Annotated in this window: 43 protein-coding genes and 1 tRNA gene; all 44 read left to right on the top strand. The window is 31.8% G+C overall.

The annotated features are described in order from the left end of the window. The first annotated feature begins 2 nt into the window (after window positions 1-2). The 44 genes from H8S00_RS05000 to H8S00_RS04785 all read left to right on the top strand — a co-directional run bounded on the left by H8S00_RS05000 (window position 3) and on the right by H8S00_RS04785 (window position 26,734). Complete coding sequence (locus tag H8S00_RS05000) at window positions 3-1,511, top strand: hypothetical protein (RefSeq protein WP_186840125.1); 1,509 nt, start codon at window positions 3-5, stop codon at window positions 1,509-1,511. 79 nt (window positions 1,512-1,590) lie between these two features. After that, the gene (gene tnpB / locus H8S00_RS04995; RefSeq protein ID WP_186840281.1) at window positions 1,591-2,694 is read left to right on the top strand and encodes an IS200/IS605 family element RNA-guided endonuclease TnpB; all 1,104 of its coding nucleotides are present in this window, start codon (window positions 1,591-1,593) and stop codon (window positions 2,692-2,694) included. A 126-nt stretch (window positions 2,695-2,820) separates the two neighbouring features. Continuing rightward, window positions 2,821-3,060, top strand: a complete 240-nt coding sequence (locus H8S00_RS04990) for a hypothetical protein (RefSeq protein ID WP_186840124.1) — start codon at window positions 2,821-2,823, stop codon at window positions 3,058-3,060. Window positions 3,061-3,075: 15 nt separating this feature from the next. Further along, window positions 3,076-3,501 carry a hypothetical protein gene (locus H8S00_RS04985; RefSeq protein ID WP_186840123.1) on the top strand — a complete coding sequence of 142 codons (426 nt, stop codon included), beginning with the start codon at window positions 3,076-3,078 and terminating at the stop codon, window positions 3,499-3,501. Continuing rightward, window positions 3,491-3,742 carry a hypothetical protein gene (locus H8S00_RS04980; RefSeq protein WP_186840122.1) on the top strand — a complete coding sequence of 84 codons (252 nt, stop codon included), beginning with the start codon at window positions 3,491-3,493 and terminating at the stop codon, window positions 3,740-3,742. Before H8S00_RS04985 ends, H8S00_RS04980 begins: the two co-directional genes overlap by 11 nt. Before the next feature lie 10 nt (window positions 3,743-3,752). After that, window positions 3,753-4,022 carry a hypothetical protein gene (locus H8S00_RS04975; protein WP_186840121.1) on the top strand — a complete coding sequence of 90 codons (270 nt, stop codon included), beginning with the start codon at window positions 3,753-3,755 and terminating at the stop codon, window positions 4,020-4,022. Further along, window positions 4,023-4,316, top strand: a complete 294-nt coding sequence (locus H8S00_RS04970; protein ID WP_186840120.1) for a hypothetical protein — start codon at window positions 4,023-4,025, stop codon at window positions 4,314-4,316. It begins immediately after the preceding gene. Window positions 4,317-4,733: 417 nt separating this feature from the next. Continuing rightward, a tRNA-Gln gene (locus H8S00_RS04965) sits at window positions 4,734-4,805 on the top strand. A 113-nt stretch (window positions 4,806-4,918) separates the two neighbouring features. After that, window positions 4,919-6,022: an RNA-guided endonuclease TnpB family protein gene (locus H8S00_RS04960; RefSeq protein WP_186840280.1), complete on the top strand. Its 1,104-nt coding sequence runs from the start codon at window positions 4,919-4,921 to the stop codon at window positions 6,020-6,022. Between the two features lie 145 nt (window positions 6,023-6,167). Then, complete coding sequence (locus tag H8S00_RS04955; RefSeq protein WP_186840119.1) at window positions 6,168-8,231, top strand: hypothetical protein; 2,064 nt, start codon at window positions 6,168-6,170, stop codon at window positions 8,229-8,231. A 21-nt stretch (window positions 8,232-8,252) separates the two neighbouring features. Beyond that, the gene (locus H8S00_RS04950; RefSeq protein ID WP_186840118.1) at window positions 8,253-8,642 is read left to right on the top strand and encodes a hypothetical protein; all 390 of its coding nucleotides are present in this window, start codon (window positions 8,253-8,255) and stop codon (window positions 8,640-8,642) included. A 473-nt stretch (window positions 8,643-9,115) separates the two neighbouring features. Further along, window positions 9,116-9,412 (top strand): hypothetical protein, encoded by a 297-nt coding sequence (locus H8S00_RS04945; protein WP_186840117.1) that lies wholly within the window; start codon window positions 9,116-9,118, stop codon window positions 9,410-9,412. Between the two features lie 57 nt (window positions 9,413-9,469). Then, window positions 9,470-9,829, top strand: coding sequence for a hypothetical protein (locus H8S00_RS04940; RefSeq protein ID WP_186840116.1), 360 nt, complete (start codon window positions 9,470-9,472; stop codon window positions 9,827-9,829). Window positions 9,830-9,833: 4 nt separating this feature from the next. Further along, window positions 9,834-10,028, top strand: a complete 195-nt coding sequence (locus tag H8S00_RS04935) for a hypothetical protein (RefSeq protein ID WP_186840115.1) — start codon at window positions 9,834-9,836, stop codon at window positions 10,026-10,028. Between the two features lie 34 nt (window positions 10,029-10,062). Beyond that, the gene (locus H8S00_RS04930) at window positions 10,063-10,353 is read left to right on the top strand and encodes a hypothetical protein (RefSeq protein WP_186840114.1); all 291 of its coding nucleotides are present in this window, start codon (window positions 10,063-10,065) and stop codon (window positions 10,351-10,353) included. 202 nt (window positions 10,354-10,555) lie between these two features. Further along, window positions 10,556-11,059, top strand: a complete 504-nt coding sequence (locus H8S00_RS04925; protein WP_186840113.1) for a class I SAM-dependent methyltransferase — start codon at window positions 10,556-10,558, stop codon at window positions 11,057-11,059. A 24-nt stretch (window positions 11,060-11,083) separates the two neighbouring features. Next, the gene (locus H8S00_RS04920; RefSeq protein WP_186840289.1) at window positions 11,084-11,284 is read left to right on the top strand and encodes a hypothetical protein; all 201 of its coding nucleotides are present in this window, start codon (window positions 11,084-11,086) and stop codon (window positions 11,282-11,284) included. Window positions 11,285-11,331: 47 nt separating this feature from the next. Continuing rightward, window positions 11,332-12,015: a hypothetical protein gene (locus H8S00_RS04915; RefSeq protein WP_186840112.1), complete on the top strand. Its 684-nt coding sequence runs from the start codon at window positions 11,332-11,334 to the stop codon at window positions 12,013-12,015. Between the two features lie 5 nt (window positions 12,016-12,020). Continuing rightward, window positions 12,021-12,302 carry a DUF6440 family protein gene (locus tag H8S00_RS04910; RefSeq protein ID WP_186840111.1) on the top strand — a complete coding sequence of 94 codons (282 nt, stop codon included), beginning with the start codon at window positions 12,021-12,023 and terminating at the stop codon, window positions 12,300-12,302. A gap of 146 nt (window positions 12,303-12,448) precedes the next feature. Continuing rightward, window positions 12,449-12,949, top strand: coding sequence for a hypothetical protein (locus H8S00_RS04905; protein ID WP_186840110.1), 501 nt, complete (start codon window positions 12,449-12,451; stop codon window positions 12,947-12,949). 84 nt (window positions 12,950-13,033) lie between these two features. Continuing rightward, a complete protein-coding gene (locus H8S00_RS04900) occupies window positions 13,034-14,041 on the top strand; it encodes a DUF445 domain-containing protein (protein WP_186840109.1) in 1,008 nt (335 codons plus the stop codon). A 77-nt stretch (window positions 14,042-14,118) separates the two neighbouring features. Then, complete coding sequence (locus H8S00_RS04895) at window positions 14,119-14,844, top strand: DNA adenine methylase (protein ID WP_186840108.1); 726 nt, start codon at window positions 14,119-14,121, stop codon at window positions 14,842-14,844. A gap of 19 nt (window positions 14,845-14,863) precedes the next feature. Beyond that, on the top strand, window positions 14,864-15,250 hold the full coding sequence (locus tag H8S00_RS04890; RefSeq protein ID WP_186840107.1) for a hypothetical protein: 387 nt from the start codon (window positions 14,864-14,866) through the stop codon (window positions 15,248-15,250). A gap of 44 nt (window positions 15,251-15,294) precedes the next feature. Continuing rightward, on the top strand, window positions 15,295-15,492 hold the full coding sequence (locus H8S00_RS04885) for a hypothetical protein (RefSeq protein ID WP_186840106.1): 198 nt from the start codon (window positions 15,295-15,297) through the stop codon (window positions 15,490-15,492). A gap of 29 nt (window positions 15,493-15,521) precedes the next feature. Continuing rightward, window positions 15,522-15,767, top strand: a complete 246-nt coding sequence (locus H8S00_RS04880; protein ID WP_186840105.1) for a hypothetical protein — start codon at window positions 15,522-15,524, stop codon at window positions 15,765-15,767. 2 nt (window positions 15,768-15,769) lie between these two features. Further along, entirely contained in the window at window positions 15,770-16,276 is a 507-nt protein-coding gene (locus tag H8S00_RS04875; protein WP_186840104.1) for a hypothetical protein, read from the top strand. A 1-nt stretch (window position 16,277) separates the two neighbouring features. Then, window positions 16,278-16,541, top strand: coding sequence for a hypothetical protein (locus H8S00_RS04870; protein ID WP_186840103.1), 264 nt, complete (start codon window positions 16,278-16,280; stop codon window positions 16,539-16,541). A 30-nt stretch (window positions 16,542-16,571) separates the two neighbouring features. Further along, window positions 16,572-16,823, top strand: a complete 252-nt coding sequence (locus tag H8S00_RS04865; RefSeq protein WP_186840102.1) for a hypothetical protein — start codon at window positions 16,572-16,574, stop codon at window positions 16,821-16,823. A gap of 102 nt (window positions 16,824-16,925) precedes the next feature. Further along, window positions 16,926-18,089 (top strand): RNA ligase family protein, encoded by a 1,164-nt coding sequence (locus H8S00_RS04860; RefSeq protein WP_186840101.1) that lies wholly within the window; start codon window positions 16,926-16,928, stop codon window positions 18,087-18,089. 9 nt (window positions 18,090-18,098) lie between these two features. Beyond that, window positions 18,099-18,989 (top strand): AAA family ATPase, encoded by an 891-nt coding sequence (locus H8S00_RS04855; RefSeq protein WP_186840100.1) that lies wholly within the window; start codon window positions 18,099-18,101, stop codon window positions 18,987-18,989. A gap of 4 nt (window positions 18,990-18,993) precedes the next feature. Then, window positions 18,994-19,170, top strand: coding sequence for a hypothetical protein (locus H8S00_RS04850; RefSeq protein ID WP_186840099.1), 177 nt, complete (start codon window positions 18,994-18,996; stop codon window positions 19,168-19,170). Window positions 19,171-19,188: 18 nt separating this feature from the next. Then, on the top strand, window positions 19,189-19,665 hold the full coding sequence (locus H8S00_RS04845) for a hypothetical protein (RefSeq protein WP_186840098.1): 477 nt from the start codon (window positions 19,189-19,191) through the stop codon (window positions 19,663-19,665). Window positions 19,666-19,677: 12 nt separating this feature from the next. Continuing rightward, a complete protein-coding gene (locus H8S00_RS04840; RefSeq protein ID WP_186840097.1) occupies window positions 19,678-20,145 on the top strand; it encodes a hypothetical protein in 468 nt (155 codons plus the stop codon). 1 nt (window position 20,146) lies between these two features. Further along, the gene (locus H8S00_RS04835) at window positions 20,147-20,476 is read left to right on the top strand and encodes a hypothetical protein (protein WP_186840096.1); all 330 of its coding nucleotides are present in this window, start codon (window positions 20,147-20,149) and stop codon (window positions 20,474-20,476) included. A 56-nt stretch (window positions 20,477-20,532) separates the two neighbouring features. Further along, window positions 20,533-21,183, top strand: a complete 651-nt coding sequence (locus tag H8S00_RS04830) for a hypothetical protein (protein WP_186840095.1) — start codon at window positions 20,533-20,535, stop codon at window positions 21,181-21,183. Between the two features lie 48 nt (window positions 21,184-21,231). Beyond that, window positions 21,232-21,708 (top strand): GNAT family N-acetyltransferase, encoded by a 477-nt coding sequence (locus H8S00_RS04825; RefSeq protein WP_186840094.1) that lies wholly within the window; start codon window positions 21,232-21,234, stop codon window positions 21,706-21,708. Between the two features lie 18 nt (window positions 21,709-21,726). Beyond that, window positions 21,727-21,933, top strand: a complete 207-nt coding sequence (locus H8S00_RS04820) for a hypothetical protein (protein WP_186840093.1) — start codon at window positions 21,727-21,729, stop codon at window positions 21,931-21,933. A 340-nt stretch (window positions 21,934-22,273) separates the two neighbouring features. Then, window positions 22,274-23,386 carry a phosphoadenosine phosphosulfate reductase family protein gene (locus H8S00_RS04815; RefSeq protein ID WP_186840092.1) on the top strand — a complete coding sequence of 371 codons (1,113 nt, stop codon included), beginning with the start codon at window positions 22,274-22,276 and terminating at the stop codon, window positions 23,384-23,386. Between the two features lie 133 nt (window positions 23,387-23,519). Next, on the top strand, window positions 23,520-24,140 hold the full coding sequence (locus tag H8S00_RS04810; protein WP_186840091.1) for a TRM11 family methyltransferase: 621 nt from the start codon (window positions 23,520-23,522) through the stop codon (window positions 24,138-24,140). 43 nt (window positions 24,141-24,183) lie between these two features. After that, window positions 24,184-24,507 carry a hypothetical protein gene (locus H8S00_RS04805; protein ID WP_186840090.1) on the top strand — a complete coding sequence of 108 codons (324 nt, stop codon included), beginning with the start codon at window positions 24,184-24,186 and terminating at the stop codon, window positions 24,505-24,507. Between the two features lie 12 nt (window positions 24,508-24,519). Next, on the top strand, window positions 24,520-24,807 hold the full coding sequence (locus H8S00_RS04800) for a hypothetical protein (RefSeq protein ID WP_186840089.1): 288 nt from the start codon (window positions 24,520-24,522) through the stop codon (window positions 24,805-24,807). Between the two features lie 19 nt (window positions 24,808-24,826). Beyond that, window positions 24,827-25,723 (top strand): radical SAM protein, encoded by an 897-nt coding sequence (locus H8S00_RS04795; RefSeq protein WP_186840088.1) that lies wholly within the window; start codon window positions 24,827-24,829, stop codon window positions 25,721-25,723. Between the two features lie 76 nt (window positions 25,724-25,799). Then, window positions 25,800-26,183, top strand: coding sequence for a hypothetical protein (locus H8S00_RS04790; protein ID WP_186840087.1), 384 nt, complete (start codon window positions 25,800-25,802; stop codon window positions 26,181-26,183). A gap of 293 nt (window positions 26,184-26,476) precedes the next feature. Then, window positions 26,477-26,734, top strand: coding sequence for a hypothetical protein (locus H8S00_RS04785; RefSeq protein ID WP_186840086.1), 258 nt, complete (start codon window positions 26,477-26,479; stop codon window positions 26,732-26,734). Window positions 26,735-26,804: the final 70 nt, after the last annotated feature.

Below are 26,804 nucleotides of genomic sequence, written 5' to 3'. Positions count from 1 at the left end.
ATATGAACGGATTTAGAACAGAACCAACAACGATAGGACAGTATATCGATGATGCACAGAATGAAACCATTAAAACAGATCAGGCAGTTCAAAGAGATTTCTGCTGGACAAATGAAAGCGTCAATAATTTAATTTACAGTGCAGTCTCGCAAAAAATATGTATTCCTAATTTAATTCTCGCAGAAGAAGATAAATCAGGAATAACAATTACATATGTTGTCGATGGTGGACACAGAACAGAAGCACTTAGAAGATTTAAATATAGCGGATATAAAATCACAACTCTTATTCGTAATCCATTCGTTACTTATAATAAGAAGAAAGTTGATGAAAACGGGAAAATTATTCGTGATGAAAATGGAGATATAGTTTGGGAAACTGTTGAATTTGATCTAAGAAAGAAAACATATGATGATCTTCCTGATGAATTAAAAAGACAATTTAACAAATGCCCATTGATGACAACTATATATCAAGACTGTACTTCAGAAGAAACTTCTTCATTGGTAAGTATAATGAACAGTCATGTTGCTATGAATCCATCACAGAAAGCCCTTACATATATCGGAAAATTTGCAAATGAAATTAAGAGAATTAAAGACTCAAGTATATTTCTTAAAGATGGAACAGCACTTACAGAAAACGAAAAGCACAAAGGAATCTGGGAAAGAGTTATTAGCGAGTCTGTTATGGCGGTATTTTATTTAGATGAATGGAAAAAAGATCCTAAAAAAATGTGTGACTTTTTAAATAACAATTCGTCAATAGATGAATTTAAGAAGATTGAAGAATACTTTAAACGCATTGCTCCATATTCGGACAAGATTGATAACAAGGAAATTTCAGACTTATTCGTATCGAAAGATATGGCAGTTTGGATGGTTGTTTTTGATAAGTTTACAAAATATGGTTTAGAAGATTCTAAATTTGGTGAATTTTTAAATGAATTTGTATCAAATATGAAAGAAATAGAAGTCGACGGAACAACATGGAATGATTTAGATGTAAATAAGCACACAAAAGACAAATCAGTGCTTGAATGTAAAATTAATCATATTACATGTTTAATGAAGAAATATTTACATTTTGAAAAAATGGAAACAGAAATGGAGAATAATAGTTTAGAAGAAGACAATGAAACTGCTGTTTCATTAGGAAATAATTTGGAATCTGATGACGAAAATGCACCGTTAGACGTAAAAAATGACCCAAATAAACAAGTTTTGGAGTTCTGTAAAGAAACTGTATCGTCAGAAATTGATTCAGAAGATGTCGAGTTATATTCTGACATGGTTGACGATTGCGTTAGGATAGATAGTCCTGTCTACATAAACTGTAAAAATGCATTAATCGGACTTATGGGATTTGCGGTAAGAGAAAACAAAGACGAAGAATTTGTGAATTGGATTAAGGATTACCAGAATGGAAAATCAAATTTCAGTCCTAGTCAAAAGATTAATTTTGCCTATATGAAGAATGACTTTAAAAAGTTTATAGCAGAAATCCACTAGGTCTTCAGCCTAGTGGATGAATGCGAAAAATAAAAGGAATAATAACAGAGAATGTATAAACGAAAGGAAGTGATTATAGATATTAGTAGCATATAAATATAGATTATACCCTAACAAAGAGCAAAAAGAATATTTTACTAAATGCTTTGGATGTGTACGATTCATCTATAATCGTATGCTTTCAGATAAGATTGAATATTATAAAGAAACCAAAAAGAAACTTAATAATACACCTGCTCAATATAAAAAAGAATTTGAGTGGTTGAAAGAAGTAGATTCACTTGCGTTAGCGAATGCACAGATGAATTTACAAACAGCATATAACAATTTCTTCAAAAGACCAGAGGCAGGATTTCCAAAATTCAAGAGTAAGAAAAATCATAACCACTCTTATACTACTAATAATCAAGGTGGAAATATTTATGTATCTGACAGGTATATTAAACTTCCTAAGATTGGCTTAGTTAGAGTTAAGAAACATAGAGATTTTGAAGGGTTGATTAAATCTGTTACAGTTTCTCAAAATCCTTCAGGTAAATATTATGTTTCTGTTTTAGTAAATCAAGACGAGAAGGGAAAATTACCTATTAGTAATAATGAAATAGGTATTGATCTTGGAATTAAAGAATTCTGTATTACTTCTGATGGAGAAATGATAGAAAATCCTAAATATCTTAGAAAGTCTGAAAAGAAATTAAGAAAGTTGCAAAAGGATTTATCTCGTTGTAAAAAGGGAAGTAACAACAGAGAGAAATGTAGAATAAAAGTTGCAAAACAACATGAAAAGATTGCTAATCAGAGAAAAGATTTTTTACATAAGTTATCTACAAGAATTATTCGTGAAAATCAAACGATTGTACTTGAAGATCTTCGTGTAAAAAATATGATGAGTAATCACAAATTAGCAAAATCAATAGCAGATGTATCATGGAGTGAATTTGTAAGACAGTTGGAATATAAGGCTGAATGGTATGGTCGAGAAGTTATTAAGATTGATACTTGGTATCCATCAAGTCAGATATGTTCTAATTGTGGACACAAAGATGGTAAAAAAGCATTATCTATAAGAGAATGGACTTGCCCTATTTGTGGTATACATCATGAAAGAGATATAAATGCAGCAATAAATATTCTCAATGAAGGTTTGAGAATGAGAACGGCAGGAACTGTCGAGATAGCCTAAGTAAACTTGTCTCATTAGAGATATTGATTAGGAAGCAAGCAAGTCTTTAGCTTGGTTGCGGTTCACTAATTATTTGTTGCAGAAAGGAGTGGTTATAAATGGATAATAGTAATTTTAAAAAAAACTATGCAAGACTTGGTTGAGGCAATAAATGAAACGGCAAAAATCATACATAAAATTAAAACAGAACAGTTAGCAAGAGTTAATAGACCGGAAGTATTGTATGCGATAGAGAATATAAATACAGGTGAAATAACGTTCAATTCTCATGGTGGTGCTTATCAAGATAAAGAAGCTGCTTATAAGAAAATGTGTCGTATGGGACAGAACGAACACAGAATTGTGGAATATAGATTGGAGAAATAATAGGAGGATTATAATATGTTAAATATTGAGAAATACAAAGATAAATTAATGGAATTAGGTGTCATAAACCTTAATAAGTTAGCACTAGCACAGGGGCACTTACAAAGATGTGACGGGAATACAAAGTGTCGTGAATGTTTATTTTTTAACCAGTCTGATTATCTTTGTTCTGATAGAGCCTTAAAGTGGCTATTCTCAGAATATAAAGAGCCAAAAGTTGACTGGTCGAAAGTCAAGGTTGATACACCGATTTTGGTTAGAGATGATGAAGATGAAGGATGGATGAATAGATATTTTGCTAAATTTGCAGATGGTGTCGTATGGTCGTTTTGTGACGGAAGAACATCCTGGTCGGCGAGCAAAAACAATTCTGTAAGAAATGATATTATATCTTGGAAATATGCAAAACTAGCAGAAAGGAGCGAGAAAAATGAAGATTGAAGATAATAGAAATGATACTAGAAAATTTAGTGATTTAGTAATTGGAGATATTTTTACTAATGATGCAAGATTTTATTATATGAAGACTGAAAATTTTTACAGTGAAAATGGTAAGACAACTAGCATAGCAGATGAATTTAATGCTGTGTTTCTTAGTGAAGACTATGCAGGAACTAAAGCTCGTTTTAGCCCTGATGAAAAGGTTTTGTTGTTAGATGATGTAACATTGGTATTGAATTAAGGAGGATAATATGGAAATCAAAGAAGCAGTAAAATTTCTTAAAAAATATACAGATGATGAAGTATATACATGTAAATGTTTAACATCCCATAGCATGGCAATATCAGCACTTGAAAAGCAGATTTCAATGAAACCAGTGTTTGTACATCCATTACAATTTGATGATTGTGGAGATTATATGTGTTCAAGTTGTCAGAAAGGCAGTGTATTAGACCCTTATGGTAACAAGCCTGACTATTGCCATTACTGTGGGCAGAAATTAGATTGGAGTGATTTATAAATGAGATTAATAGACGCAGATGAATTAATAAGTATCCTTGAATGGAACAAGGGACGAGAGAAAGATAAATTAGTCAGTATTAATAATCTTATTAAATTTTTAAAATCAAGACCGGCAGATTATGACGTGGATAAGGTTATTAAACAGTTAAAAACAGAGGAAAAGTTGGCAGAAGAAAAGAAAAGATGTTCTTGTGGTTCTACGATACAATGGGAAGAGGCAAAAGGATATGCTAATGGTATTTCGGTTGCAATTGATATTGTAAAGGATGGTGGAATGGATGGATTGGATTAGATTAATTAAGGCAATTATAATATCAATTCCTTTATTTGTACAAATAGGAATTGTCATAGGTGTTTTTAATGAGGATGATGATATTTCAAAAATTTGTTCAGTTATTTTTCTAGGAGAAATGTGTTTACTTTTCATCGTACTAATAATTTGGTCTATATACATTTTGATTTAATAAATTTGGAGCAATAATTAGCCAACCTTCTGTTTCTATAGAAAAAAATAAATATTATTGTATTGAATATTCTTACGAATTAATAAATTAAAAGAGAAAAAGAGAATAATAAAGTAGACAACAGAAATTGGAAAACATCTGAAATTCTTATACATAGTCGGTTCTGGCGATTCTTTTATCTCATCTTTGTGGGTACAATTTCTGTTTAAAATAAATGTGAGGCGATAACACTTAAAACACTATCTAGCTCTATCGCCAAACGGTAAGGCAGTGGGTTTTGATCCCACGATTTGCAGGTTCGAGTCCTGCTAGGGCTGTTAATTCATATGTGGTGTAATGGCAACACATCTTAATAAATTAGTCAGATATCCCATTAACTTTAGCCGATGGGTAGAATTGTGGAAAAGAAAATACTATTAGGAGGTGAGAAATTATTAAAGCATACAAAATAAGATGTTATCCTACTGATGAACAAAAACAACTCATAATAAAAACTTTTGGATGCTGTAGATGGTATTGGAATCAAGCTTTGCATGATAATATTAAATATTACGAAAAGAATAAAAAAGGCAAAATTAATACTCCTGCTTTTTATAAGAAAGAGTTTTTATGGTTGAAAGAAGTAGATGCTACTGCATTATGTTTTACACAAATGGATTTACAATCAGCGTTTTCTAAGTTTTTCAAAGAAAAGAACTTTGGATATCCGAAATACAAGAGTAAAAAGTATCCTAAAAATAGTTATAAAACAATGCAAACTTCTGGTTATCCAGTTACAGAAAATGATATTAAAATTACGAAATTAGGACGTGTGAAAATTATCAATCATCGTCATAAAAGTGGGATTGCAAAATCATGTACTATTTCTATGACACCGACTGGTGAGTTTTATATTGCTATTTTATGGAAAGATGAAGAATTATTAAAAAAATTAGAACCAATAAATAAGGAAGTAGGCATTGATTTAGGATTAAAAGATTTAGCAATCTGCTCTGATGGTGAGAAATTTCCAGTATTACAGTCTTTACGAAATGAGTTACCAAAACTCAAACGAGAGCAAAGAAAACTAAGCAAAATGAAACGAGGAAGTAAAAATTATAATCGTCAGAAAATAAAAATTGCCAAGTTGCATCAGCATATCGCTAATCAGCGAAAAGACTATTTACATAAAATTTCTTATAAGCTTACAAACGAGAACCAAGTTATAGCTTTAGAAGATTTAAATGTAAAAGGTCTTATGAAAAATCATCATTTAGCATTGAGTATTTCTGATGTTGGTTGGATTGAATTTGTGAATATGTTGGAATATAAGGCATTAGATAAGGGACGTACTGTTCAAAAAATTGATAGATGGTTTCCTAGTTCACAGATTTGTTCATGTTGCGGATGTGTTACAGGCAAGAAGCCATTATGGATTAGAGAATGGACATGTTTAGAATGTGGCACAGCCCATGATAGGGATATTAATGCTGCAAAGAACATATTAACAGAGGGAAAAAGAATTTTAGGGGCAAGCTCATGTCCTGGTAGGTAGCTTATGCTTACGAATAAATTGTTGCACCCTTAAATGTAATAATGAAGTCGTATCGAGCTACAAGCCCATCAAGCTTTAGGTTGTGGGTTGTTGACCAGTAGAAACAATTAACAAAAATAAACATAAGAAAGAAGAGGTACAAAACATGGATGGATTTATGAAATTTAAGAAGGCTTTACAGAAGCACTTCGATGAAATGCAGAAAGAGGCAACACATTTATTTGAGGTAAATGTAGATAAGGATGAATTATGGAATACATATCTTGATAGCTTCCCTGCTGGTACAAATGAGATTTTCAGAGAGCGTAGAGAACATGATTGTAGTTGTTGTAGACAGTTTATTAAGAATATTGGTTCTGCTGTCACTATCAAGGATAACCAGATTCATACGATTTGGGAACTGAATCTTGGCGATACAACATATCAGCCAGTGTGCGATGCACTTGACGCTTTTGTAAAAGCTCATACAGTTACAGATATTTATACAACTAAGTTCCCTAAGATTGGTACAGATTTTAACTTTGAGGAAATCAATGGAAAATCTCATCAGTGGGATCATTTCTTCTTAGAACTTCCAAGTAAGTTTGTAAATAGAAGTAGTCGTTCTAATGAGGAAGTTAAAGGACAGTTCAGAGACACAAGAAATGTATTTAAGCGTTCTCTTGATGAGATTACTATGGAAGCACTTGATACAATTCTTGAACTTATCAATTCAAATACACTTTACAAGGGTGAAGAGTGGAAAGGTGTACTAACAGAGTTCAAGAAGTATAAGAAGGAATACGATAAGCTGACTTCTGATACTGAAAAGGATTTATATGCTTGGGAGAAGTCGGCAACAGCAGGTATGGCTATCGGTAGAATTAGAAATCATTCTATTGGAACACTTCTTATTAATGTAAGTGAGGATATGGATCTTGACACAGCAGTTAAAAAGTATGAGCAGATTACAGCACCGAGCAACTATAAAAGACCAAAGGCTATTTTTACAAAGAAGATGCTTGAGGATGCAAAGAAGACTATTACAGAACTTGGATATATGGATTCATTACAGAGAAGATTTGCTAATCTGAACGATATTACTGTAAACAATGTACTGTTCTCAAACAAGAGTGCTGCAAGAAGAATGGTTGGTGCAGATGATATTTTTGGTCAGATGGAAAAAGATGTTGCTGTAAGTCCTAAGAAGTTTTCTAAGGTTGAGGAGATTTCAGCACAGGATTTCATTGATAAGGTACTTCCAACCGCAAAAGAGATTGAAGCTTTTGTAGAGAATAAACATGAGAAGAACTTTGTTTCTATGATTGCACCTGTTAATCCAGACGCTAAGACAATGTTCAAGTGGAACAATGGATTATCTTGGGCTTATTCAGGAAATATTACTGACTCTGATATGAAGCAGAATGTAAAAGCTGCTGGCGGTAATGTTGACGGTGTACTCAGATTTTCAATCATGTGGAATGAGGGACAAAATGACAACAGTGACCTTGATGCACATTGCAAAGAACCTGATGGAAACGAGATTTATTTCAGAAATTGTAGAAAACCTAGTATGTCAAGATGTGGCGGTCAGTTAGATATTGATATTACACATCCTATGGAGCAGATGGCAGGAAAACCTTCTGTGGAAAATATTACATGGGCAGATATGTCTCATATGAAGCCAGGTGTTTATAAGTTTTTTGTTAATCAGTATGCAGCAAGAGGAAGTAAAGGATTTAAGGCAGAAATTGAATTCAATGGTGAGATTTTTGCGTTTGAATACAATAGTCCTGTTTCTGGTAATGTTCAGGTGGCAGAAGTTACACTTGATAAGGATGGAAACTTCTCAATTAAGGAAAAGCTGTCTGGAAGTTCATCTATTTCAAGTCGTGAGATTTGGGGTGTAAATACAAATCAGTTTGTTCCTGTATCAGTAATTAGTTACAGTCCAAACTATTTTGACGAGCAGGATGGAATTGGTCATAGACATTTATTCTTCTTCTTGAAGGATTGTGTAAATAGCGAAGAACCTAATGGATTCTACCTTGAGTTCCTTGACAATGATTTAATGAAGCACAAGAGAGTATTTGAGGCTTTAGGTGCTAAGTGTCATGTAGAAGATACTGATGATCAGCTTTCAGGAATTGGATTCTCTATGACAAAGAGAGCAGATTTAGTTGTTAAGGTTAAGGGCGCAACAGAGCGTGTAATGAAGATTAAGTTTTAATTAGAAAAGGAGATTATTATTATGACAAACAACGAATTATTTATTAATGCAACAAGAGCAAACTATCAGTTCCCATTCAGAGGGATGATTAATGTAATTGATTTGTGGGATTTATCTCTCACAAATCTGGACTCAGTGTTTAAGACACTCAATGCGGAAGTAAAGAAGTCTGAGGAAGAGAGTCTTCTGAATACTAAGTCAAAGGAAGACGAGGAGATTTCTAACAAGATTGAAATTGTTAAGTATATTGTTGGCGTGAAGCTGGATGAGAAAAAGAAGAGAGAAGATGCTAAGAAAAATGCTGAGATGAGACAGAGATTGCTTGAAATCAAGGCTAAGAGACAGGATGCAGCACTTGAAAATATGTCTGATGAGGATTTGGATAAGGCACTTGCAGAATTAAGTGAGTAATTGTTACAAATATACCATATATAGTATTAAAAATAAGCGATATATACTATATATGGTATATATTTTACATTAGAAAGAAACGCACATTTCTTCAGGAATTTTGGAGGTGAAATATGAATATTTTAAACATTATTTTATTAATTATGGGAATTTTTAACCTTATTGTTGGGATAACATGGACGAAAAAGAATGTTGTCAACTTTGTGTTCAAATTATTATTCTTGGCAGGTGGTGGGTATTTAGTCTTCTATGCTTTATATCTAAGTAACATTCTGATTGTTTTGAATAAGTAAGAGGAGAATAGCATGTATAAATCTACAATAAGATTTTTAATATGGCTTATGACATTAAATTTATTAATGAATTTTATTTTTCCTGAACCAGTTAAATTATGGAAAATTTTATTAATAGAGCCATGTTTGGGATTTTTATCATTTATTATGGTTGATTGGAAAGAAGATAAGTGAGGTGAAATGGTGAAATTAACGATTGATATACCAAGAGAATATGAACGAGATTTTATAGACGATAAATTCAAAGATTTCTTTTCAAGAGTAATTGCAGATATAACCTGTAATGGATTGTGTGGCAATTATGAAAAGGAAATAGCTGAAATGTTTATAAAAGCATTTGATGAAACTATTATTGGTGAAGTTAATCCAAATGCAAATGTTATTCCAGTAGCAAATATATCTTTTGATAAAGAAGATATACAGAATATGATTCAAGATGAATTAAAGAAGTTTAAAGTAGAGAATAATCTAATATAGAAGCAATTCTATTCACGGCTAATCAGCCAAATTCTCAAACAAAGCGAGGTGTGGAAAATGATATATTGTGCAAATATTTATTGTAATAGAAATAGTGTTTTTGATAACTTACAAAATATTGATGAGTCTCATTACAATAAAGATATTTGGGCTTTTGCTTATCAAGAAGATGAAAGAGCATTAAATCTTAAATGCAAACCTGTGAAGGGTAAAATCAAAGAAGATAAACATTTCTATGAATATAAAGCAAATGGCAAAGATTTAAAAAAGAATGGTGTAACTATATATGCGAGATTCTTTGCTGATACATACGAAGAAGCTGTAGAGGGATTTAACAAATTGGTTAGAATCAGAATTGAATCTTTAAAAGACGAGATTTCAAAACTGGAAGATATGCTGATCATATATAATATGTAGGGGGGTGAGAATCATAAAGCAGAATAGTTTTACAATTAATCTTTTGTTAGATGAAGATAGAATAGACAAAGAAACAGTAATGTATCATATTTATCACGCTATTCAGAAAGAATTGAATAGTGGTAACGTAGATTATATGAATCTTGTTATAACACCAAATAAGTCATATGGTGATTTACTCAAAGAATACAAGTGTTGATAAGAGAACAATATAGTATAGAAGAGGTGAGAGAATGTTCAATATGTGGAAACCGTACCCAAAGAATAATCCTAAAAAGCGTGGTTGGTATATTTGTTCAATCAGATATGGTAAAGATCCAAATCAGGCTTATGTTATGGATTTGTTTTGGGATGAAAAGATGAAACAATGGAAAGACAATAGGCGATTAGATGTCTATAATACATATAAAGTTTATGGGTATAATAATGAAACACGTTTAGAAGATAAAAGGATTTATAAGGATAATGTTTGTTTCAGAACAGATGTAATAGCATTTAAGAAACTTCCAAAAATCTATAAATAATAACAGAGAATAATATGGTATAGAAAATTTTCTTAGCTTGAACAATCGTTTAAGTGTTCCCAAAACAAAAAAGTAAAGTAATGAAATATTTTTTTCATCCGATTAGGCAGACGTGCCTATTTTCGAGTGATTTTACAACAAAATACATAAAGGAGTAAGAGGTTTGGTATACCGAAAACGCAGCGTTTACTCCTAATACATAATGATAATAAATAGAGTCTGGCAGATGCCAAATAGTAACACATTTTCAATTAAACCAATCAAGGAACTGATTGAGAAATATGCAATAGGTAAGATTGTTGATCCATTTGCAAATAGTAATAAGCTGGCAACAGTAACGAATGATTTAGACACACAGTATGATACTGATTATCATATGGACGCACTGGATTTCTTAAAGATATTCGATGATAACTCAGTAGATACCGTGTTGTACGATCCACCATACTCGCCACGACAGGTAAGCGAATGTTACAAAAATCTTGGACAGACAGTAAATATGCAGACAACACAGGCTTCCTATTGGTCAAAGCAGAAAGAACAAATAGGAAGAATTGTTAAAAAAGATGGTATTGTAATCACTTGCAGTTGGAATAGCGGTGGCATTGGTAAAAAGTACGGCTTTGAGATTCAGGAGATTTTACTTGTTCCTCATGGCGGTTGGCACAATGACACAATTGTTGTGGTTGAGAAGAAGGTTGAGTAGAGAATAACATAACATGAAGTTCGCATGAAAGCGGAATTTCATTGGGTTAGAAAAGAGGTAAAAATGGCAAAATTAAAGAAAATAGCTGAAATTAAGGCATATTATGGAAAAGACGCAAAAGAGGTCGTTGAAACCCTTGAAAATAAAGGGTTTGTGGTGGTCGATGACGATGAAAACGACACGACTAATAAATTATGGCATGTGTTAAAAAATGTAGAAAACTAATGAATCATAGATTTCCTTTGGAGAATATATTAGCAGGAGGTGATGCGATGAGCAAGATATACGATTATGAAGAATATCAAAATCAACGAGTAAAAGTTACATATACTGATAAAAGAAAATACAGAGAAGAAAATATTATTGGTTTATATGGACAAGTTATTAAAACTACAAGTGGATCAATAGCGGTTCAGATTGATGGAATGTACAATGCAGCAAGTTCCAATGGATTATATTGGTTCAAGAGAAGTGAATTAGATATTGTTAGAGATGAAAGTGAGGATAATAAAATGACAGGATTTAATAAAGTGGCGATTGTAAATTTGGTAGATGATTACAACAAGAAGGATTATGGATTTGCTTTATATGATGAAGATATTAATGAAATTGTTAAGTATGATACCAATCATCCATTATATCTGATTGTAAATGCGAGAGGAAAAGACAATAGAGTTCTTGGAATTTTAAAAGAAATTAAGGCAGTCGAAGAATATGGTAAAGGTGTGACAGCTCAGGTTGTTGGCGTAGTTAATATGAACGCATACAATGCAAGAATTGATGAGGAAAATCGTCAGAAAGAAATTGCAAAGCAGAAAGCTTCTATTGAGAAGGAGCTAAAGTCTGAGATTGAAAAGATGAATAATATTGCTTTATATGAAAAGATGGCAAAGGAGCATCCTGAAAATCCAAGACTTGCAGAACTTGTTAATGCATTGAAAGAGTTGGGTGAATAAATCATATGAAGAAGAAAATTTTAGCGGTTGTATTAGGATTAACATTGTGTTTTGGAATGACTGGATGTACTAAAGGTGACATCGAACCTGAAAATAGTGATATTGGAAATAAATATATAGATTTAGTAACAATCTATAAAGGTGATTATAAAGATGATGAACGCACTGAAGTTCTCTATGATAAGAATACTAAAGTTATGTATTTTGTAAAAAGATCAGATTATCGATTTGGAATTACACCTATCTATAATTCAGATGGAACAGTTAAATTATATGACGGCGAATAACATGATAGACAACAAATTACGTCAGCAATATAGACAGGCTGTTGGCAATTTTAAAATAGAATTTGAGAAAACTTATTTGTATAGATTGTGCGAAGAAGTTGTGAAGAAGTTGAGTAAGATTTTGAATTAATAAAGGAGAAAATAAAATGGATAAAGAATTAAAATATTATTCGTTTCAAGATATATTAAAATTTTTGAGTTTTAATCATGAATTTGAAAGAAAAGATAATTATCCGTTCAATAAAGGTCGAGATAAGGTTGAATTTTCGTGGGGACAAGTAATTATTCCTAAAAATGGTATTAGAGAAATGGTTCAGAATAAAATTTCAGACATAAAAGAACAACCTTTATCTGAAATTAAGATGATTTATTCTATTCCGTTTAGAGTTGATGATGGAGCTTTTGGTTCTGTTTATAAAAATATAAGTCTCACATTCAGATATGATAAACAATTTAAATATGGGGATATTACAAAATCAATTTATGAAGTATGTTTTTGGATTTTAGACAAAGCGATAGAGACGAATGATTTTTATATTATTACCAATGATATGGTACAAGAATTTATGAGTTATTGTGTATGTTGTAATCAATGGGGATTAGGATCGTTAGTAATTGGTTCGTCTCCAACAGAATACTTAAGATAATCATAAACAAAAGTAAACCGAAGTTTCATAGGAAAATCTAAGAGCAAGTCGCTCAAAAATCACAATAATTAAGAGAATAATACATTGAAAGGAGCGAGAGATTTGCAGAACGATACAGAATTTAATGAAAAATTTGAAGAGCTGAAGAATTATCTCATTGAATCCGCCCAGTCTGACACATCAAACGAGATTAAACGACTAAGTAGTGAAAATAGAGAGTTGAGAAAAGAGATTAAAAAGTTATTAGAAAAGAATGATGAACTACAGAAGAAAAATAAAGTAGTTGTTGAAAATGACAAAGTAACACAGATTATTACAAATCAGATTTCAGAAGAAAATGTTTACAAATTGATTGAATCGTTATTTGTAAAGACATTTGATGAGAATACATATGATGTACCTTTATTTTGGTCAATCTATGTAAATTTCTATAACAATCGAAAAGATGTTATTTCACTATTGCGTTTTGCAGGTGTTAAAATACCCGATGAGTTAGAAAGCATTGTTCTTCCTCACGAATGGGATGAAAGGTTATTAGATAAATTTTTTGACACAATGTATGCACATTATAATTGTAACGGTGAAACATATGAGAATAATTTGAGGTTTTGGACTTATTCTATGGCTGCACACCCTTTTGATACAAAGTATTTTTCATGTTATGACGAAATTCCTTGGCAGTTTGTATTAAGAAATCCTTTATTGAATTCACAGAAGTATGCTGTAAAAATAGCAGAAGAAATAAATAAAGATGGTAACGGAGTATACTTTTCAAAAATATGCCATTATCAGGAACTGAGTCCAGATGTTTTACAGACAATTGTAAGTAATTTGAAAGCTCCACAACGTCCAATAATTACTGATTTTCTTATTAACCATATTGAATTGGTGACAGATAAAAAGGTACTGAATAATTTATATTTAACCCTAGTAGACAAGTATGGTGGTACTAAATATATATTACGAATGCCAGAAGAATATCAAAAAAAATATGTAAAATCATTAGATAATCCAGAAAAAATGATTAACTTTTTGAATATGACGAAGTTTTCAAAAGAAAAGAAAATGGAATTGTTAGGTAATATTTTTTGATAAGCAATAATAATGAAAGGAGACGAGGTTCGTGTACACAAGAAGGAATTCCTTACTCCAAGTAATTTATGAAATATATGGGTTCAAAATCTCGTATAGTTGATAACATTTTACCAATTATTCAAGAAAGATTGCGAGATTATAATATCAAAACATATATAGAGCCATTTTGTGGTGGTTGTAATGTAATCGACAAAGTTCAGTGTGACATAAAAATCGCATCTGATAATCATAAGTATCTTATCGAAATGTTCAAAAATCTAAATCAGATTCAAAATCTCCCAGAATTTATTACAAAAGAACATTACTCAGATGTAAGAGAGTGCTTTAACAAGAAATTAAATACATATCCTGATTGGTATATTGGAGCAGTTGGCTTTCTTGCGAGTTATAATGGACGCTTCTTTGATGGTGGATATGCAGGTATTGTTCATACAAAAGCTGATACTGAAAGAAATTACTACGATGAAGCTAAAAGGAATTTGTTAGAACAGATTCCACGATTGCAGGATATTCAGTTCCAATGTGGAGATTATGAAGAGTTATATTCTGATAGAATTGACTGCTTGTTTTACTGTGATATTCCATACAAAAATACAAAACAATATGGATCAAGTAAGAACTTTGATTATGACAGATTTTGGAATTGGGCTGAGAAGATGAGTGAAAGGAATATTGTCTTAGTCAGTGAGCATGAAGCTCCTTCAGAATGGGAATGTATTTGGCAACAGGAAGTCAAAAGAACAATTGACAATACAAAACGAGTTAAAGCAGTAGAAAAGTTGTTTGAAATAAGAGAATAAATATCTGGGAGGTGACAATTTGGTAAAACCACAGTTTTGTGTACAGGAGTTAATATCTACAGAATATATGGACAAGAGAGTTTTAATCCTATATCCATATGAACTTAGCAATGAGCCGATATTAAAAGACAATATTCCCAAAATGACAAAAGTGATAAGAGAATATATAAAAGAGTCTGAAATGTATAGAAAGTGTGTAGATACAATTCCAAATCTTATATGGGATTCTCAAAAATTATCTATGCAAAATGAAGCCGATGAACATCAAAGAAAAGCTGATGAACTTGCAGATAAAATGAATGAAGGTATCAGTCCTTATGTATGGTATGTCAAAGGTAGTTTTAACGGAGAGATAGGTGGATTTCATTATAATGTAGATAATATAGTTTACTTGGATAAAAACTAACAAGAAATTTTGGTTTCATTTAAAAGTTGTTTGGAGGATTAAGCATGGGAGCAACAAAAATATCAAAAGGTATCTACGAGTATAAAGGGTACAAAATTAGTAATTTTGGTTATCATGAACCTGATCATTGTGTATGGTGGGAAGCTGTTGATATGCAAACAGGATGCGCTGATTATCACGCAACTACAAAGAAGTTTCTAATGAAACAAATTGATGATGTTTTAAAAAATAAAACTAAGTAAAACCACGTTTCTTGCGGTCATGAAAGTAGGTGAGAAAAATAACAAAATTAGAGAAAAAATACTATAAGCTTCTGATAGGCGAGACATTTCATTGTTATGATATTACATTAAATGAATTGCTGATTATTATGGACGCAGAACTTAATATAAACACATTATCTCTACAGAAATCAGGAAGACATAATTTTTATTGTAGAGTTGATGATAAAACCAAACAGTATTATTTACGAAAATTTGGTTTGTTGAATGAAGATCGAGTAGAAACAGGAGAATAGCAATGGGTAAATCATTAGAATTTGTAAAAGAACGAATTGCATCAGGTCAGTGCAATGGTATGGAGAATAATAAATATGAATCCATGATTGAACAGGATATACGAGAGTTATTTACGGTTGTTACTTGCGCCAAAGATGGAACAATTTTAGTAGATATTCCTTATCTTAAAGGCGACAAACCTTATTTTAATGTAATTATCAAGCGTAATCCAAATGCAGATTTTGAATATTTTACAATGCAGCGTTGCAATTGTGATGGAACGTTTGTATTCTTTCAAGATTTAATGGGTGAGTGCATAGATAAAATGGTTCATCTTAAAGCCTGTAATGTAAATAAGGAGATTCCAAAAGATTTAACCGGATATTCTATCATCTATACTGTCGGAGATTTTGTATTAGCAGAAGAATTTGGTGATGAATTTGCAACAAAAGAAAAACCTTGGATGAAGAGTAGATTTACAGCTATGTTACCAATTAAATTTGATGTAGTGAAGAATGGAGAACAATAGTATGAGATCATATGAATTACAACAGCATGACGTGATTTCTTATTATCCTCTACAACCACACAAACAGGAATACAAACTTGGAGAACATATTTCTATTAACGAATTAGCCGAAGCAATGTTTGGTTCACCTGCTTTAAGGTTAGATAGAGATAAAAATGATGATAAGATATTTCGAGTTGTAGAAATAAAATATGTAAAATTTCCTTGGTGGAAGTTTTGGAAGAGAAGAAAATATGTTGAAGAATACCATTTGGAAGTTATGTAGAAAAGTATTATAAATCAGATGGGAGAATAAATGAATATACAAACAATCGAAGGGTTAGGTTATAAAATCCTCATAACTGAGTATATCACTAAAGATGTTCAAAGAAGAAACCATAAGAAAAAACGTATTAATAAGAAGTGGTTGAAAAGATACGGCATGAAAATTGTACCAGATAACACGAAAATACTGCTAGTGAATAATACACTTATGATGACAGAAAAATGTTATGAAAAACTAAAAAAACTTACTGATAAAGATGTTGATGATATGGAAATTTTTTGAAAAAAGCCAGTAATAAACAATCTTAGAAAGAAGCATTTCCTTCGAATTTTTGAACGATAAAGAGAGAATAAATACATAGAAAATAGAAAGAGAGGTACTGAAATGGCAGAAAGAGCATTAGCACATGTAGAAAAGATTGAGTGGATTAGACCGATTGAAGGAGCTGATAATATTGAACTCATTGGAGTTTTAGGATGGGTTTGTATCGCTAAGAAGGGTGAGTTTAATGTAGGAGATATGGCTGTTTATATTGAAATTGATAGCAAGTGTCCCGAAACAGATGAGAGGTTTGCATTTTTGGCAAATAAGAAATTCAAAGTTAAGACTATGAAACTTGGCAAGTTCAAGGTAATTAGCCAGGGATTAGCCTTACCATTATCACTTTTCCCAGAATTACATGATAGAAATATTGGTGATGATGTTACAGAAGCTTTGAAGATTACATATGCTTCTGAAGAGGATACTGCAAGAAAGACCAATAAGGTTGATCCAAATGCTAAATATAAGTCAATGGCAAAGCGTAGACCAAAGTTATTCGCTAACCCAATTGTAAGAAGGATTATGAGATATAGCATTGGTCGTAAGATTATGTTTTTATTGTTTGGTCGCAAGAAAGATAATCCAAAGAAGTTCCCAGATTGGATTGTCAAAACAGATGAGACGAGAATTGAGAATGCACCATTTTATCTTCAGAGTACCGAAAAGTGGATTAAGACTGAGAAATGCGATGGCACAAGCTGTACATTTGCAGTTGATAGATTAAAGAAGGGCAAGAACAAATTTGATTTTATTGTATGCAGTAGAAATGTAAGACAAGCTGATAGAGAACAGGCTTGTTATCATGAGTCAAATATTTATTGGGAATTGGCTGATAAATATGACATTGAAAAAATTCTTACACAGTTTGCAACAGAAAATAACTATAACAGAGTTGTGTTACAAGGTGAAGGCGTTGGCTCGGTTCAGGGCAATCCATATAAATTTACGGAGAATAAGTTATTTGTATTCAATCTGATTATTGATGGTACAAGACTTGGAACTGTAGAAATGGCTGCTTTCTGTAAGAGTCATGGATTAACAAGTGTGCCAATTATTGATACGGCTTATGAGCTACCTAAGACTATGGAAGAGATGAAACTTGAAGCTGATGGATATAGTGAATTAAATCCAAAGGTTAAGAGAGAGGGATTTGTATATCGCAGTATTGATGGGCAGCAGAGTTTTAAAAATGTAAGTCGTGAGTATTTATTAAAGCATAACGGATAGGAGTTATTTATGAATAAACCTACACTATGGATTATGTGTGGTTTGAGTGGTAGTGGCAAATCAACTATTGCCACTCAGATTGCCAATGAGAATTCAAATACAATAATTGTATCATCAGATGCAATTCGTGAAGAATTAACTGGTAATTACGAAGATCAAGAACATAACGAAGAAGTGTTTAAGATTTTTCACGATAGAATTCGCAAGAATTTAGAGAATAAAAAGAATGTGATTGCTGATGCAACTAATCTGACTATGAAATCTCGTAGAGCAATTATGATGAAAGTGAATGGTCTTGAAGTACATAAGGTTTGTGTAATTATTCCAAAGCCATTTGAACAGTGTAAGATTGATAATAAAAATCGTGAGCATCCTGTTCCTAATGAAGTATTGAATAAACAGATTAGAAGATTTCAGATCCCATTTTACGAAGAAAAATTTGATGAGATTCAGATAAATGTATTTCATAAAGAGAATCGTTTAACTCTTGGAGAAATGTTTTCTATGATGGAAGGGTTTGATCAGAAAAACCCTCATCATACTATGAATTTATATAATCACTCATTTCATACATATGAGTTATTTAGTAGTAAATGCTATCCAGCAAAATATAATATAGCTGCATTATTACACGATTTTGGAAAAATGTATTGTCAAACATTTGATGAGAATGGCATAGCTCATTACCATGAACATCATGCAATCGGTTCCTATTTAATTTTAGAGAATCTATCAGGTATATTTTATGAAGATATTGGTGACATATGTTTTCTTATCAACTATCATATGATGCCTTTTGGTTGGGATACTGATAAAGCAAGGCAGCGTTGGAAAGAAAAATTTGGGGAATATAAGTATAAGATGCTTTTAGATTTCAATGAATGTGATAAAGCGAGGTAACTGTATGTGTAACCGTTGTAATCATGACTCACCTGACAGTCAAATATGTGTAGATCCATTAACAAATGAACATTATTTGGATATTGAAACATCTGAATGGGATGAGTATGATGATGGATTTGTTCATCAGAAAATATATATTTTGTATTGTCCTTGGTGCGGTAGGGAATTAGGAGAATAAAATACAAGAGGTAATTTGATGAGATGTAGAGATTGCCCTTATGGGTGTGAAGACTTTGAAAAATATAAATCATATATTGATAAAGAAGATATTGAAAATTGTATTTGGTGCGATAAAGTTGGTGGCAAAGTTTATTCTTTTGGTCATTGCAGTGATTGGTATGAACAAGACGAAAAAAATTATAAGAATCATTCTAAGAAAAAGAGGATAAATAAACGTGAGAGATATTTAAAACATCAAAATCATCTCAAATATTTATATGAAACTGTTGGTGGTTATTATCCAACGCCTGTTAGATATGTGGATGAAATATGGATTAAGGGTGTTGGTTATGTTAAAAATCCAAAGCCATATTATCAAAGATTGTATCGTGGTAAGAAAAGCAAATATTTGAAACAGTTATCTAATAGGAAAATACGCAGATATAAAGGTGAGTTGCATAATGGTTATCAGTATATCCATAAAATTTTTGATTGGTGGAATGAATTTTGTTAGGAGAATAAAGAAATGAAGATAGAATTAATCAAATTGAAATTTAATGATACTCATTCATACAAGTACAAACCATTTACATATTGTTGTGATGAAATTCAGAATGATAAAGCTATTGTATTTACAGGTGAAGATATAAACGACATTGGTGGAGAATATAAAGATGAAGGTATTCCTATTCCTCATTTCTGTACTTCTCATACAGAAGTTATTACATCATACGAAGATGAATGGGAACAGACTGACAATTATCCTATTCGGTTCTGCCCTCACTGTGGAGAGAAGATTGGAATTTCAGTTGTAAAAGAGATTGATGTGTCTGATAAATATAAAGAATTAACTAAGCAGCGTGATGAATTATGGAAGAAGTGCCAGACAACAGATAGTAAGAAAGAAGATTATGAGCTGAGAAAACAAGTTAGAAAGTTGGATTACCAGATAGATGACTTCTATGAGTTGGATGAGTGGAAAGGAGAATATTAAAGTGGCAAATAGATTATTATTTGAAGACGATGTTATTAGAGCGGTTGATAAACATACGATTAATGACAAATTAGATAACGACATTTCATGTATTCTTGAAGAAATATATCCTGTATCTTTAGATGTTGTAAAAATGTTTTTAGATAAACAAGAGAATAAATCAGTACAGAAACAGAAACGAGTTGAACTATTCGAGAATGAGGATGTTGTTTTAGAGCAACGTGGCAACAGGTATTATTTATCCCTTTATAATAAGGAAGGAAAATTTCAGAGAGAAGTAACTATTGATGTAAAGGATGACTATAAAGTTGAACTTTGCAACAGCAAGTAATTTCAGGTTTCATTTGGTTACAAAGAGAGAATATAAAAACAAGGAGGTAAGAAAAAATGTCGTATTGGACTTATATCAACGGTACAATAATAGTTCGTCCTATGGGTAGAACACAGCCTGAGAAGAGATATATTCTTGAAACAGTGCTAAATCATCTGCCAAGAGTAACAGGTTCTGAAGGTGACATGAATACATATATCATTCAGAAAAATGGTTATAACAGTTCATGTTCATGCGATGAATTCGGCGAAGTGACAAACAATTTAGTAGATAGATACGGATGTAAGAGTCGTAGTAGAGGATGGTTACAAACACAGGACGAATATATCCTTGTTGTAAACGCAGCTTTAAGAGACAGAGAATTTGAACAGACTTACAGAGAATTTATGAAATGGTTTGTACGACTTTGTAAAAGAGTAGGCTGTGAAGATATTCTTGTAGAAATCAAAGGATATGATAAGTCAACTGTTATCAAAGATAGAAATATTCAGAGGAAGAAATATTCTTGGAAAAGCGTTTTCGATGGATTATTTGAAAATCCAAGTTGGTGTAATGATAATAAAGAAGAATATAAAGAGCCGAACTGGTGCGAATTTATGATGTGGGATAGAGCAAAAGATTCAAATTATCCTATGACACTTGCCTATAAATATTTTAATGATGAAGAAAATGATAAGGAAGTTGAGAGAAGAATGAATTATAAGTAACTTCACAAGAAGCAACATATCCTTGGATTATTGAAAAGAGGTGATTAAGTGTTAATACCTGCAATTTTATATAAAGAACAGATCAAGAAAGAATTTCAAAAATATTATTATACAACAGATATGATGTATGAAACTGGCTGCATGTGCAATTGGAGTCCTGAAATTGCAGAATGTCCAAATGAGAGTCAATTCCAATATGCAATAATTGACAAAAGTGAAAAACTCATTGGCTACTTAGGATATTCCGTTGATTGGTATGCGTCTAAAGCGTATAACTTTGGGTTGTTCTCATTTGACAGGGGGAATGTTCTGGTTGGTAAGGATGTATTCGATAAATTAGAAGAACTAATTAAAACATTACATAGAGTTGAATGGAGAGCTGTTGGTGGCAATCCTGCTTGTAGAGGATATGATAGCTTTATCGAGAGACATAATGGAACGAAACATGTTTTAAAAGATTCGATTAAAGATAAGAATGGTAAATATCACGATGATATTATTTATGAGATTGTAAGTGAAGAATAATAAATTGGAGGTAAAAACATGGATGATTATAGGAATTATATTGTAATTGGACATAAATATAATGGGTTAGGAGAATCTGCTGATACTGATAGTTGGGACAATGTAAAATATGATTTTAATACAGAAGACGAAGTGAAAGATTTTCTGAGCAGGAATCCATCATATTTATTTCGTTTAAAAGCAATTTACAAAGTAAAAAAATTGGATATTAATCATTTTGTTTAAACATTAAAGGTTAAAAACACAAGAATCCAATCTTTCAAGCGAATTTTCAATCTTCACTCGATAGAATTTATGTTCATTTCCTTGCTTATCAAATCCTTTAATAATGGATTTATCAAGCCAAAAGTAGCCTTCTTTCAGATCTTCAAATGGCTGTTTGGTTGTATCTCGCAAGAATTTAAGATACTCGTTGTAAATTGGGTTCACTCATATACCTGAGTGTTATGTACATAACCTTTTACCTAGGATTATCCTTACCTTTCTTTGATTTTATGGCATTTGCAACTACCATTTATGTTATTATTTGTTCAAAATTTCCAATGAAAGATTGGATTGCACCAAATTGAAATCCTACGACAATATAGCAGATGTAGATTTAGCAAGTTGGAAAGATTTAATCGAATTACAGAAAGAACATCTAACGCAGCTTGAAGCTGATTCATTAGAACTAATCAAAGAAAAAGCAGAGAAGTTTAATACATATACTTCAATAATTCCTGTTTCTATGGGTAAGGATTCAATGCTTACCTGTCATCTAGTCAGAAAATTATATCCAGAAACAAAAGCAATATTTAATAATACATCGCTTGACTGTGCTGATACATACAGAATGGTTAAGACTTTTCCTAATTGTGAGATTATGAATCCTGAGAAGGGATTTTACCAATATATTAAAGAACAAAATATTATATTTAATAGAATTTCTCGTGGTTGTTGTAGAATCTTCAAAGTAGGTGAAATGGTTAGGCGTTTAGACCATAACAAACCATATTTAATGTGGATGGGTATGCGAAACGAAGAATCTAATACTAGAAGCGGATATCAAGATGAATGGGTAAACGAAGCTGAATGGGGAAATACATGTTGGCAGGGAATACTACCAATAAGAAAATGGGACGAAATGGATGTCTGGTTATATACAATATGGAAAAGCATTAAAATAAATTCAAAGTATAAAAAAGGATATTCAAGGGTTGGCTGTGCCGTATCATGCCCCTACTACACCAAATCAACGTGGATTCTTGATAAATATTGGTATCCAACAATGAGAAATCGTTGGGAGAATATTTTAAGAGAAGACTTTATAAGTAATTCAAAATGGTTAGTTATGAATTGCACAGTAGATGAATATATCAATCAAGCTTGGAATGGTGGTGTGTTTAGAAACGAACCAACAAAAGAGGTTATTGAAGAGTATGCCAAGTATAGTAATTTGGATGAGAAAATTGCTGCGCAGTATTTTAACAAATATTGTGATAATGGATGCAAGTCTCAATCTGGTAAATTGAAGCGAATCAAAGCAAAGGATGTTATTGGTATGAATTTAAAATATCATGGAAGAGATATCAGTAAATTTTACTGTAAGAAGTGTCTTATGAAAATGTATAACATGGATGAAGAAAAATGGAATAAACAAGTAGAAAGTTTTAAACAATCAGGATGTGATTTGTTTTAAGAGAGAATAATGTTATGTAACAGTTAAATATATCTAAGCCATTCGGCTATGGGAATCCCAGTAAATAATAGAATATCAGAAAGGATGTAAAGTGTAGCTACTGTAAATCATATGAGCTTTCTGGTAACACAAAATGGAGAAAAAAGTATTAGCAGGTGCTAAATTAGCTGGTGGTAATCCAGAGAATGAAAGAGTAGAAAATGACTACTATGCGACAAATCCTGAAGCAGTAAAAATGCTGCTTTCAAAATATGATTTTTTTGCACAGACAATATTAGAGCCGTGTGTAGGTGGTGGTCATATCGCCAATGCAATAAATGAATTTTATAAGAATAAAAGAGAAATTACAGGACTTGATTTAGTTGATAGAGGATATCCTAACACAATTGTTGCTGATTTTCTTACATATGAAACAGATAAAAAATATGAAGGCATCATAACCAATCCACCATATTCACTTGCAAAAGAATTTGTAGAAAAAGGAATGGATTTATTAACAGATAATGGTCAGATGGCAATGTTTCTTAAAATTCAATTTCTTGAGGGTGTAAAAAGAAAAGAATTATTTGAAAAATATCCACCTAAGTACATATATGTGTTTAGGAATAGAATGGCGACTTGGAATAGTGGATTAGAGAAAGATCCAAAAACTGGGAAGAAGTGGGCAACTACAATGTGTCATGCGTGGTTCGTGTGGGAGAAAGGTAGCACATCTGAGCCAATTGTTAGGTGGTTAGAAACAGACAACATATAAAGAATGAAATTTTTCTTTCTTTTGGATAGGTTGGAGGTGTGATATGAGAACAGAGAATATAAAAGTAACATTTAAAATTCCAATTCCAGTTGATAAGCCTGATTTGAACGGTGTGATATATTCCAAAGAAGCAATTAGAAATGCTTATAAAAATGTAAAGAATATTCCGATTGAGATACCATGTAGCGATGGTAAGTTTCTTCCTATTGGAGTAGCACAAGAAGTTGAATTGATTGAAGACGAAGATGGTATGTATGTCACAGGCGTTGGTCTTATTTGGCATGGTGGCACAGAAGAAAGCGTTGAAATTAAGGATGGTAAGGTAACTAGCTTTAAAGTGAATGGCATTGGAATTGCAAAAGAGTAGGAGAATAAGTATATGGCGATAGGCGATGGAAGAAAAATATATTCAGATAGCACATTAAAATCTATGACAAAAGATAAACTGATTGATATTATTCGCTGCTTAGAAAGTAATCTTAGAAATGCTCATGAGACAAATGATATTCAATATGAGAACTGTAAGAGGTTACTGAGTGAAGAGAAGAATAAAACACTTGATGAAGTTCTAAAGGCTTGTGATATAGAATGTGGATTTTACAGTGGCGATGTTAAGAATCTTACAAGACACGTTTTGATGAGAGTATTAGATGGATTGAGAGAATAAATATCTGTGAGGTGATGAAGTGAAATATATAGAACGAAAAGATTATAACAAGGTGATAACAGTTAAACTTGTGATTCCAGGTGGTTGTAATGCGAAATGTCCGTTTTGTTACAATAAAGACAAAGATATGTCATGTAACAAACAACAGTTTTTAGATAATTTCATTGAATCACTTGATGATATTATAACCAGAATAGGTGATAAAAATCCTATATCAGTTGATATAACTGGTGGCGAACCAACTTTAGATCCTGAATATTTATCAAAAGTGTTTATCAAATTGAAAGAGTTCAATATTAAATCAAAGGTTCTTAGAGTAACTATGACAACAAATGGTACTCATCTAAAGGAAGTAATACCGTATATGGAAGATGTTGTTGATTATGTAAATATTTCAATTCACGATTGGCGACCATTAAGAAGAGAAGAAATACTTGGATTTTGTTTCAACGGAATTGATTATAAGGATATGGTTCAGCAGCTTAACGATATTAGAATTACAGTATCCGCTTGTGCAGTCATATTTAAGAAAGTTCCAAACTTTATAAAGTGGAGAGACTTCTTTATTGATTGGGCGAAAGATGTAGGGTTTATTGCAGTAAGATTTAGATGCGATGTTTTCTGGAATGATTCTGATGTGTTTGATTACTATTTAACAGAGTCTATGAGTGAGACTGATAAATTTGATGTTATAGATTATGAAAACACAACGGATTCTCATTGGTGTAGACTTCGCAGAAAAGATAAAATGAGAGTATTTTTCCTACATGGTGTTTTAGACACCTCAATTAAGACAAAAGGTATTGAATATGTAATAGATACTGATGGTCACTGTTATTGTGATTATTACAGAAGGACAAAAGTAGAAGATTATCAATATGAAGTTGGAAAGATTTATGATGCAGTGAGTGATTAAATAGAGAATAACTTAACAGGAATGATTCGTTTCTTGTGGAAATTTTGGAAGAGAACATAAGAACAGGAGGCAACTTATGGGCTTAGGATTTAGATGGTTTAAAGATTATAAAATATTAGATTCTGGTGAAACATATCAGGCGTTTGGACATTGTTATTATGATGAATACTCAATTAAATATATCGACTGCGATTCTACATCTCATTCTTATTATAATGTAAGTTTGGTAAGAGAATTGTTTGAAAAGACGATTGGTGTTCCGTTCCCTAAATTACCAAACGAGGAATGGATCGACTCAAAGGATTATAAATTAAAACTCATTGAACCAATCGACATGTCAAAATATTGTGAAAAAATTTTGAGTAATAAGGAAGTTGATAATATTGATATGAGAAGTAGATTTGAATGGTTCAAACATTTATCTGATGAAGGATATTACATTGCTTACGATTGGGAATAAGAGAATAACAATATATAGAAAAGTCAAAAAATAGTACGCTATATATAGTGGTTATATAAATTAAAACTACTATATATAGTAACAAAATGGACAAGAAATATCGGTTTCCTTGGAAGATATTTGACTGTAGAAATGAGGTGTGATATATCGGAAATTTAGTCGAAGAGATGAAGAAATATGATGATGTAGATGAACAGACATTATGGTGGATAAATCAAGCACTTTCGTACTCTGGCTATCCAAGTCATGTAGGGAAACAAAAAATAAAAGAACATATAAAGGAGATTGAAGAAATGGAGAATAATAAGGTAAGACAGTTTATTGATTTACTTGTAAATGAAGAAGAGACAATCGAAAATGCAGCAAAGGTATCTGGAATTGGTGATATGAAATTAGTTGATGTTTTAAAAACTATTTCAGAGATGGAATTTGAAAGTATTAAGGCTTTTTCAAGTGCTATTGCTGGTATGAATAGTATGAAGGAAGCTATTCAGACAGTTAAGGATTTAGATGATGCATTAACAGATTTAAAGAAATCTTCTGAAAAGTAGAGAATATAAAAACAGTAGAACAGATTGCACAAGTTTGGCGACCTAACAATCTGCTCTACGGAGAATAAAA

This window comes from Eubacterium segne, assembly GCF_014287775.1.
In the GTDB taxonomy this organism is placed as follows: domain Bacteria; phylum Bacillota; class Clostridia; order Lachnospirales; family Lachnospiraceae; genus Eubacterium_G; species Eubacterium_G segne.
This window is presented reverse-complemented; position numbering and strand designations above follow the sequence as displayed.

Excerpts from the sequence above, each read along its gene's own strand:
- H8S00_RS04905 (WP_186840110.1), top strand. The coding sequence starts at position 12,449 with ATGGATAAAGAATTAAAATATTATTCGTTTCAAGATATATTAAAATTT.
- H8S00_RS04990 (WP_186840124.1), top strand. The coding sequence starts at position 2,821 with ATGCAAGACTTGGTTGAGGCAATAAATGAAACGGCAAAAATCATACAT.
- H8S00_RS04830 (WP_186840095.1), top strand. The coding sequence starts at position 20,533 with ATGTCGTATTGGACTTATATCAACGGTACAATAATAGTTCGTCCTATG.
- H8S00_RS04840 (WP_186840097.1), top strand. The coding sequence starts at position 19,678 with ATGAAGATAGAATTAATCAAATTGAAATTTAATGATACTCATTCATAC.
- H8S00_RS04805 (WP_186840090.1), top strand. The coding sequence starts at position 24,184 with ATGAGAACAGAGAATATAAAAGTAACATTTAAAATTCCAATTCCAGTT.
- H8S00_RS04875 (WP_186840104.1), top strand. The coding sequence starts at position 15,770 with ATGGGTAAATCATTAGAATTTGTAAAAGAACGAATTGCATCAGGTCAG.
- H8S00_RS04980 (WP_186840122.1), top strand. The coding sequence starts at position 3,491 with ATGAAGATTGAAGATAATAGAAATGATACTAGAAAATTTAGTGATTTA.
- H8S00_RS04845 (WP_186840098.1), top strand. The coding sequence starts at position 19,189 with ATGAGATGTAGAGATTGCCCTTATGGGTGTGAAGACTTTGAAAAATAT.
- H8S00_RS04915 (WP_186840112.1), top strand. The coding sequence starts at position 11,332 with ATGAGCAAGATATACGATTATGAAGAATATCAAAATCAACGAGTAAAA.
- H8S00_RS04925 (WP_186840113.1), top strand. The coding sequence starts at position 10,556 with ATGATAATAAATAGAGTCTGGCAGATGCCAAATAGTAACACATTTTCA.
- H8S00_RS04810 (WP_186840091.1), top strand. The coding sequence starts at position 23,520 with ATGGAGAAAAAAGTATTAGCAGGTGCTAAATTAGCTGGTGGTAATCCA.
- H8S00_RS04975 (WP_186840121.1), top strand. The coding sequence starts at position 3,753 with ATGGAAATCAAAGAAGCAGTAAAATTTCTTAAAAAATATACAGATGAT.
- H8S00_RS04910 (WP_186840111.1), top strand. The coding sequence starts at position 12,021 with ATGAAGAAGAAAATTTTAGCGGTTGTATTAGGATTAACATTGTGTTTT.
- H8S00_RS05000 (WP_186840125.1), top strand. The coding sequence starts at position 3 with ATGAACGGATTTAGAACAGAACCAACAACGATAGGACAGTATATCGAT.
- H8S00_RS04885 (WP_186840106.1), top strand. The coding sequence starts at position 15,295 with ATGGGAGCAACAAAAATATCAAAAGGTATCTACGAGTATAAAGGGTAC.
- H8S00_RS04800 (WP_186840089.1), top strand. The coding sequence starts at position 24,520 with ATGGCGATAGGCGATGGAAGAAAAATATATTCAGATAGCACATTAAAA.
- H8S00_RS04970 (WP_186840120.1), top strand. The coding sequence starts at position 4,023 with ATGAGATTAATAGACGCAGATGAATTAATAAGTATCCTTGAATGGAAC.
- H8S00_RS04895 (WP_186840108.1), top strand. The coding sequence starts at position 14,119 with ATGGGTTCAAAATCTCGTATAGTTGATAACATTTTACCAATTATTCAA.
- H8S00_RS04985 (WP_186840123.1), top strand. The coding sequence starts at position 3,076 with ATGTTAAATATTGAGAAATACAAAGATAAATTAATGGAATTAGGTGTC.
- H8S00_RS04950 (WP_186840118.1), top strand. The coding sequence starts at position 8,253 with ATGACAAACAACGAATTATTTATTAATGCAACAAGAGCAAACTATCAG.
- H8S00_RS04820 (WP_186840093.1), top strand. The coding sequence starts at position 21,727 with ATGGATGATTATAGGAATTATATTGTAATTGGACATAAATATAATGGG.
- H8S00_RS04860 (WP_186840101.1), top strand. The coding sequence starts at position 16,926 with ATGGCAGAAAGAGCATTAGCACATGTAGAAAAGATTGAGTGGATTAGA.
- H8S00_RS04920 (WP_186840289.1), top strand. The coding sequence starts at position 11,084 with ATGAAAGCGGAATTTCATTGGGTTAGAAAAGAGGTAAAAATGGCAAAA.
- H8S00_RS04790 (WP_186840087.1), top strand. The coding sequence starts at position 25,800 with ATGGGCTTAGGATTTAGATGGTTTAAAGATTATAAAATATTAGATTCT.
- H8S00_RS04785 (WP_186840086.1), top strand. The coding sequence starts at position 26,477 with ATGGAGAATAATAAGGTAAGACAGTTTATTGATTTACTTGTAAATGAA.
- H8S00_RS04930 (WP_186840114.1), top strand. The coding sequence starts at position 10,063 with ATGTTCAATATGTGGAAACCGTACCCAAAGAATAATCCTAAAAAGCGT.
- H8S00_RS04850 (WP_186840099.1), top strand. The coding sequence starts at position 18,994 with ATGTGTAACCGTTGTAATCATGACTCACCTGACAGTCAAATATGTGTA.
- H8S00_RS04865 (WP_186840102.1), top strand. The coding sequence starts at position 16,572 with ATGAATATACAAACAATCGAAGGGTTAGGTTATAAAATCCTCATAACT.
- H8S00_RS04945 (WP_186840117.1), top strand. The coding sequence starts at position 9,116 with ATGGTGAAATTAACGATTGATATACCAAGAGAATATGAACGAGATTTT.
- H8S00_RS04870 (WP_186840103.1), top strand. The coding sequence starts at position 16,278 with ATGAGATCATATGAATTACAACAGCATGACGTGATTTCTTATTATCCT.
- H8S00_RS04940 (WP_186840116.1), top strand. The coding sequence starts at position 9,470 with ATGATATATTGTGCAAATATTTATTGTAATAGAAATAGTGTTTTTGAT.
- H8S00_RS04855 (WP_186840100.1), top strand. The coding sequence starts at position 18,099 with ATGAATAAACCTACACTATGGATTATGTGTGGTTTGAGTGGTAGTGGC.
- H8S00_RS04955 (WP_186840119.1), top strand. The coding sequence starts at position 6,168 with ATGGATGGATTTATGAAATTTAAGAAGGCTTTACAGAAGCACTTCGAT.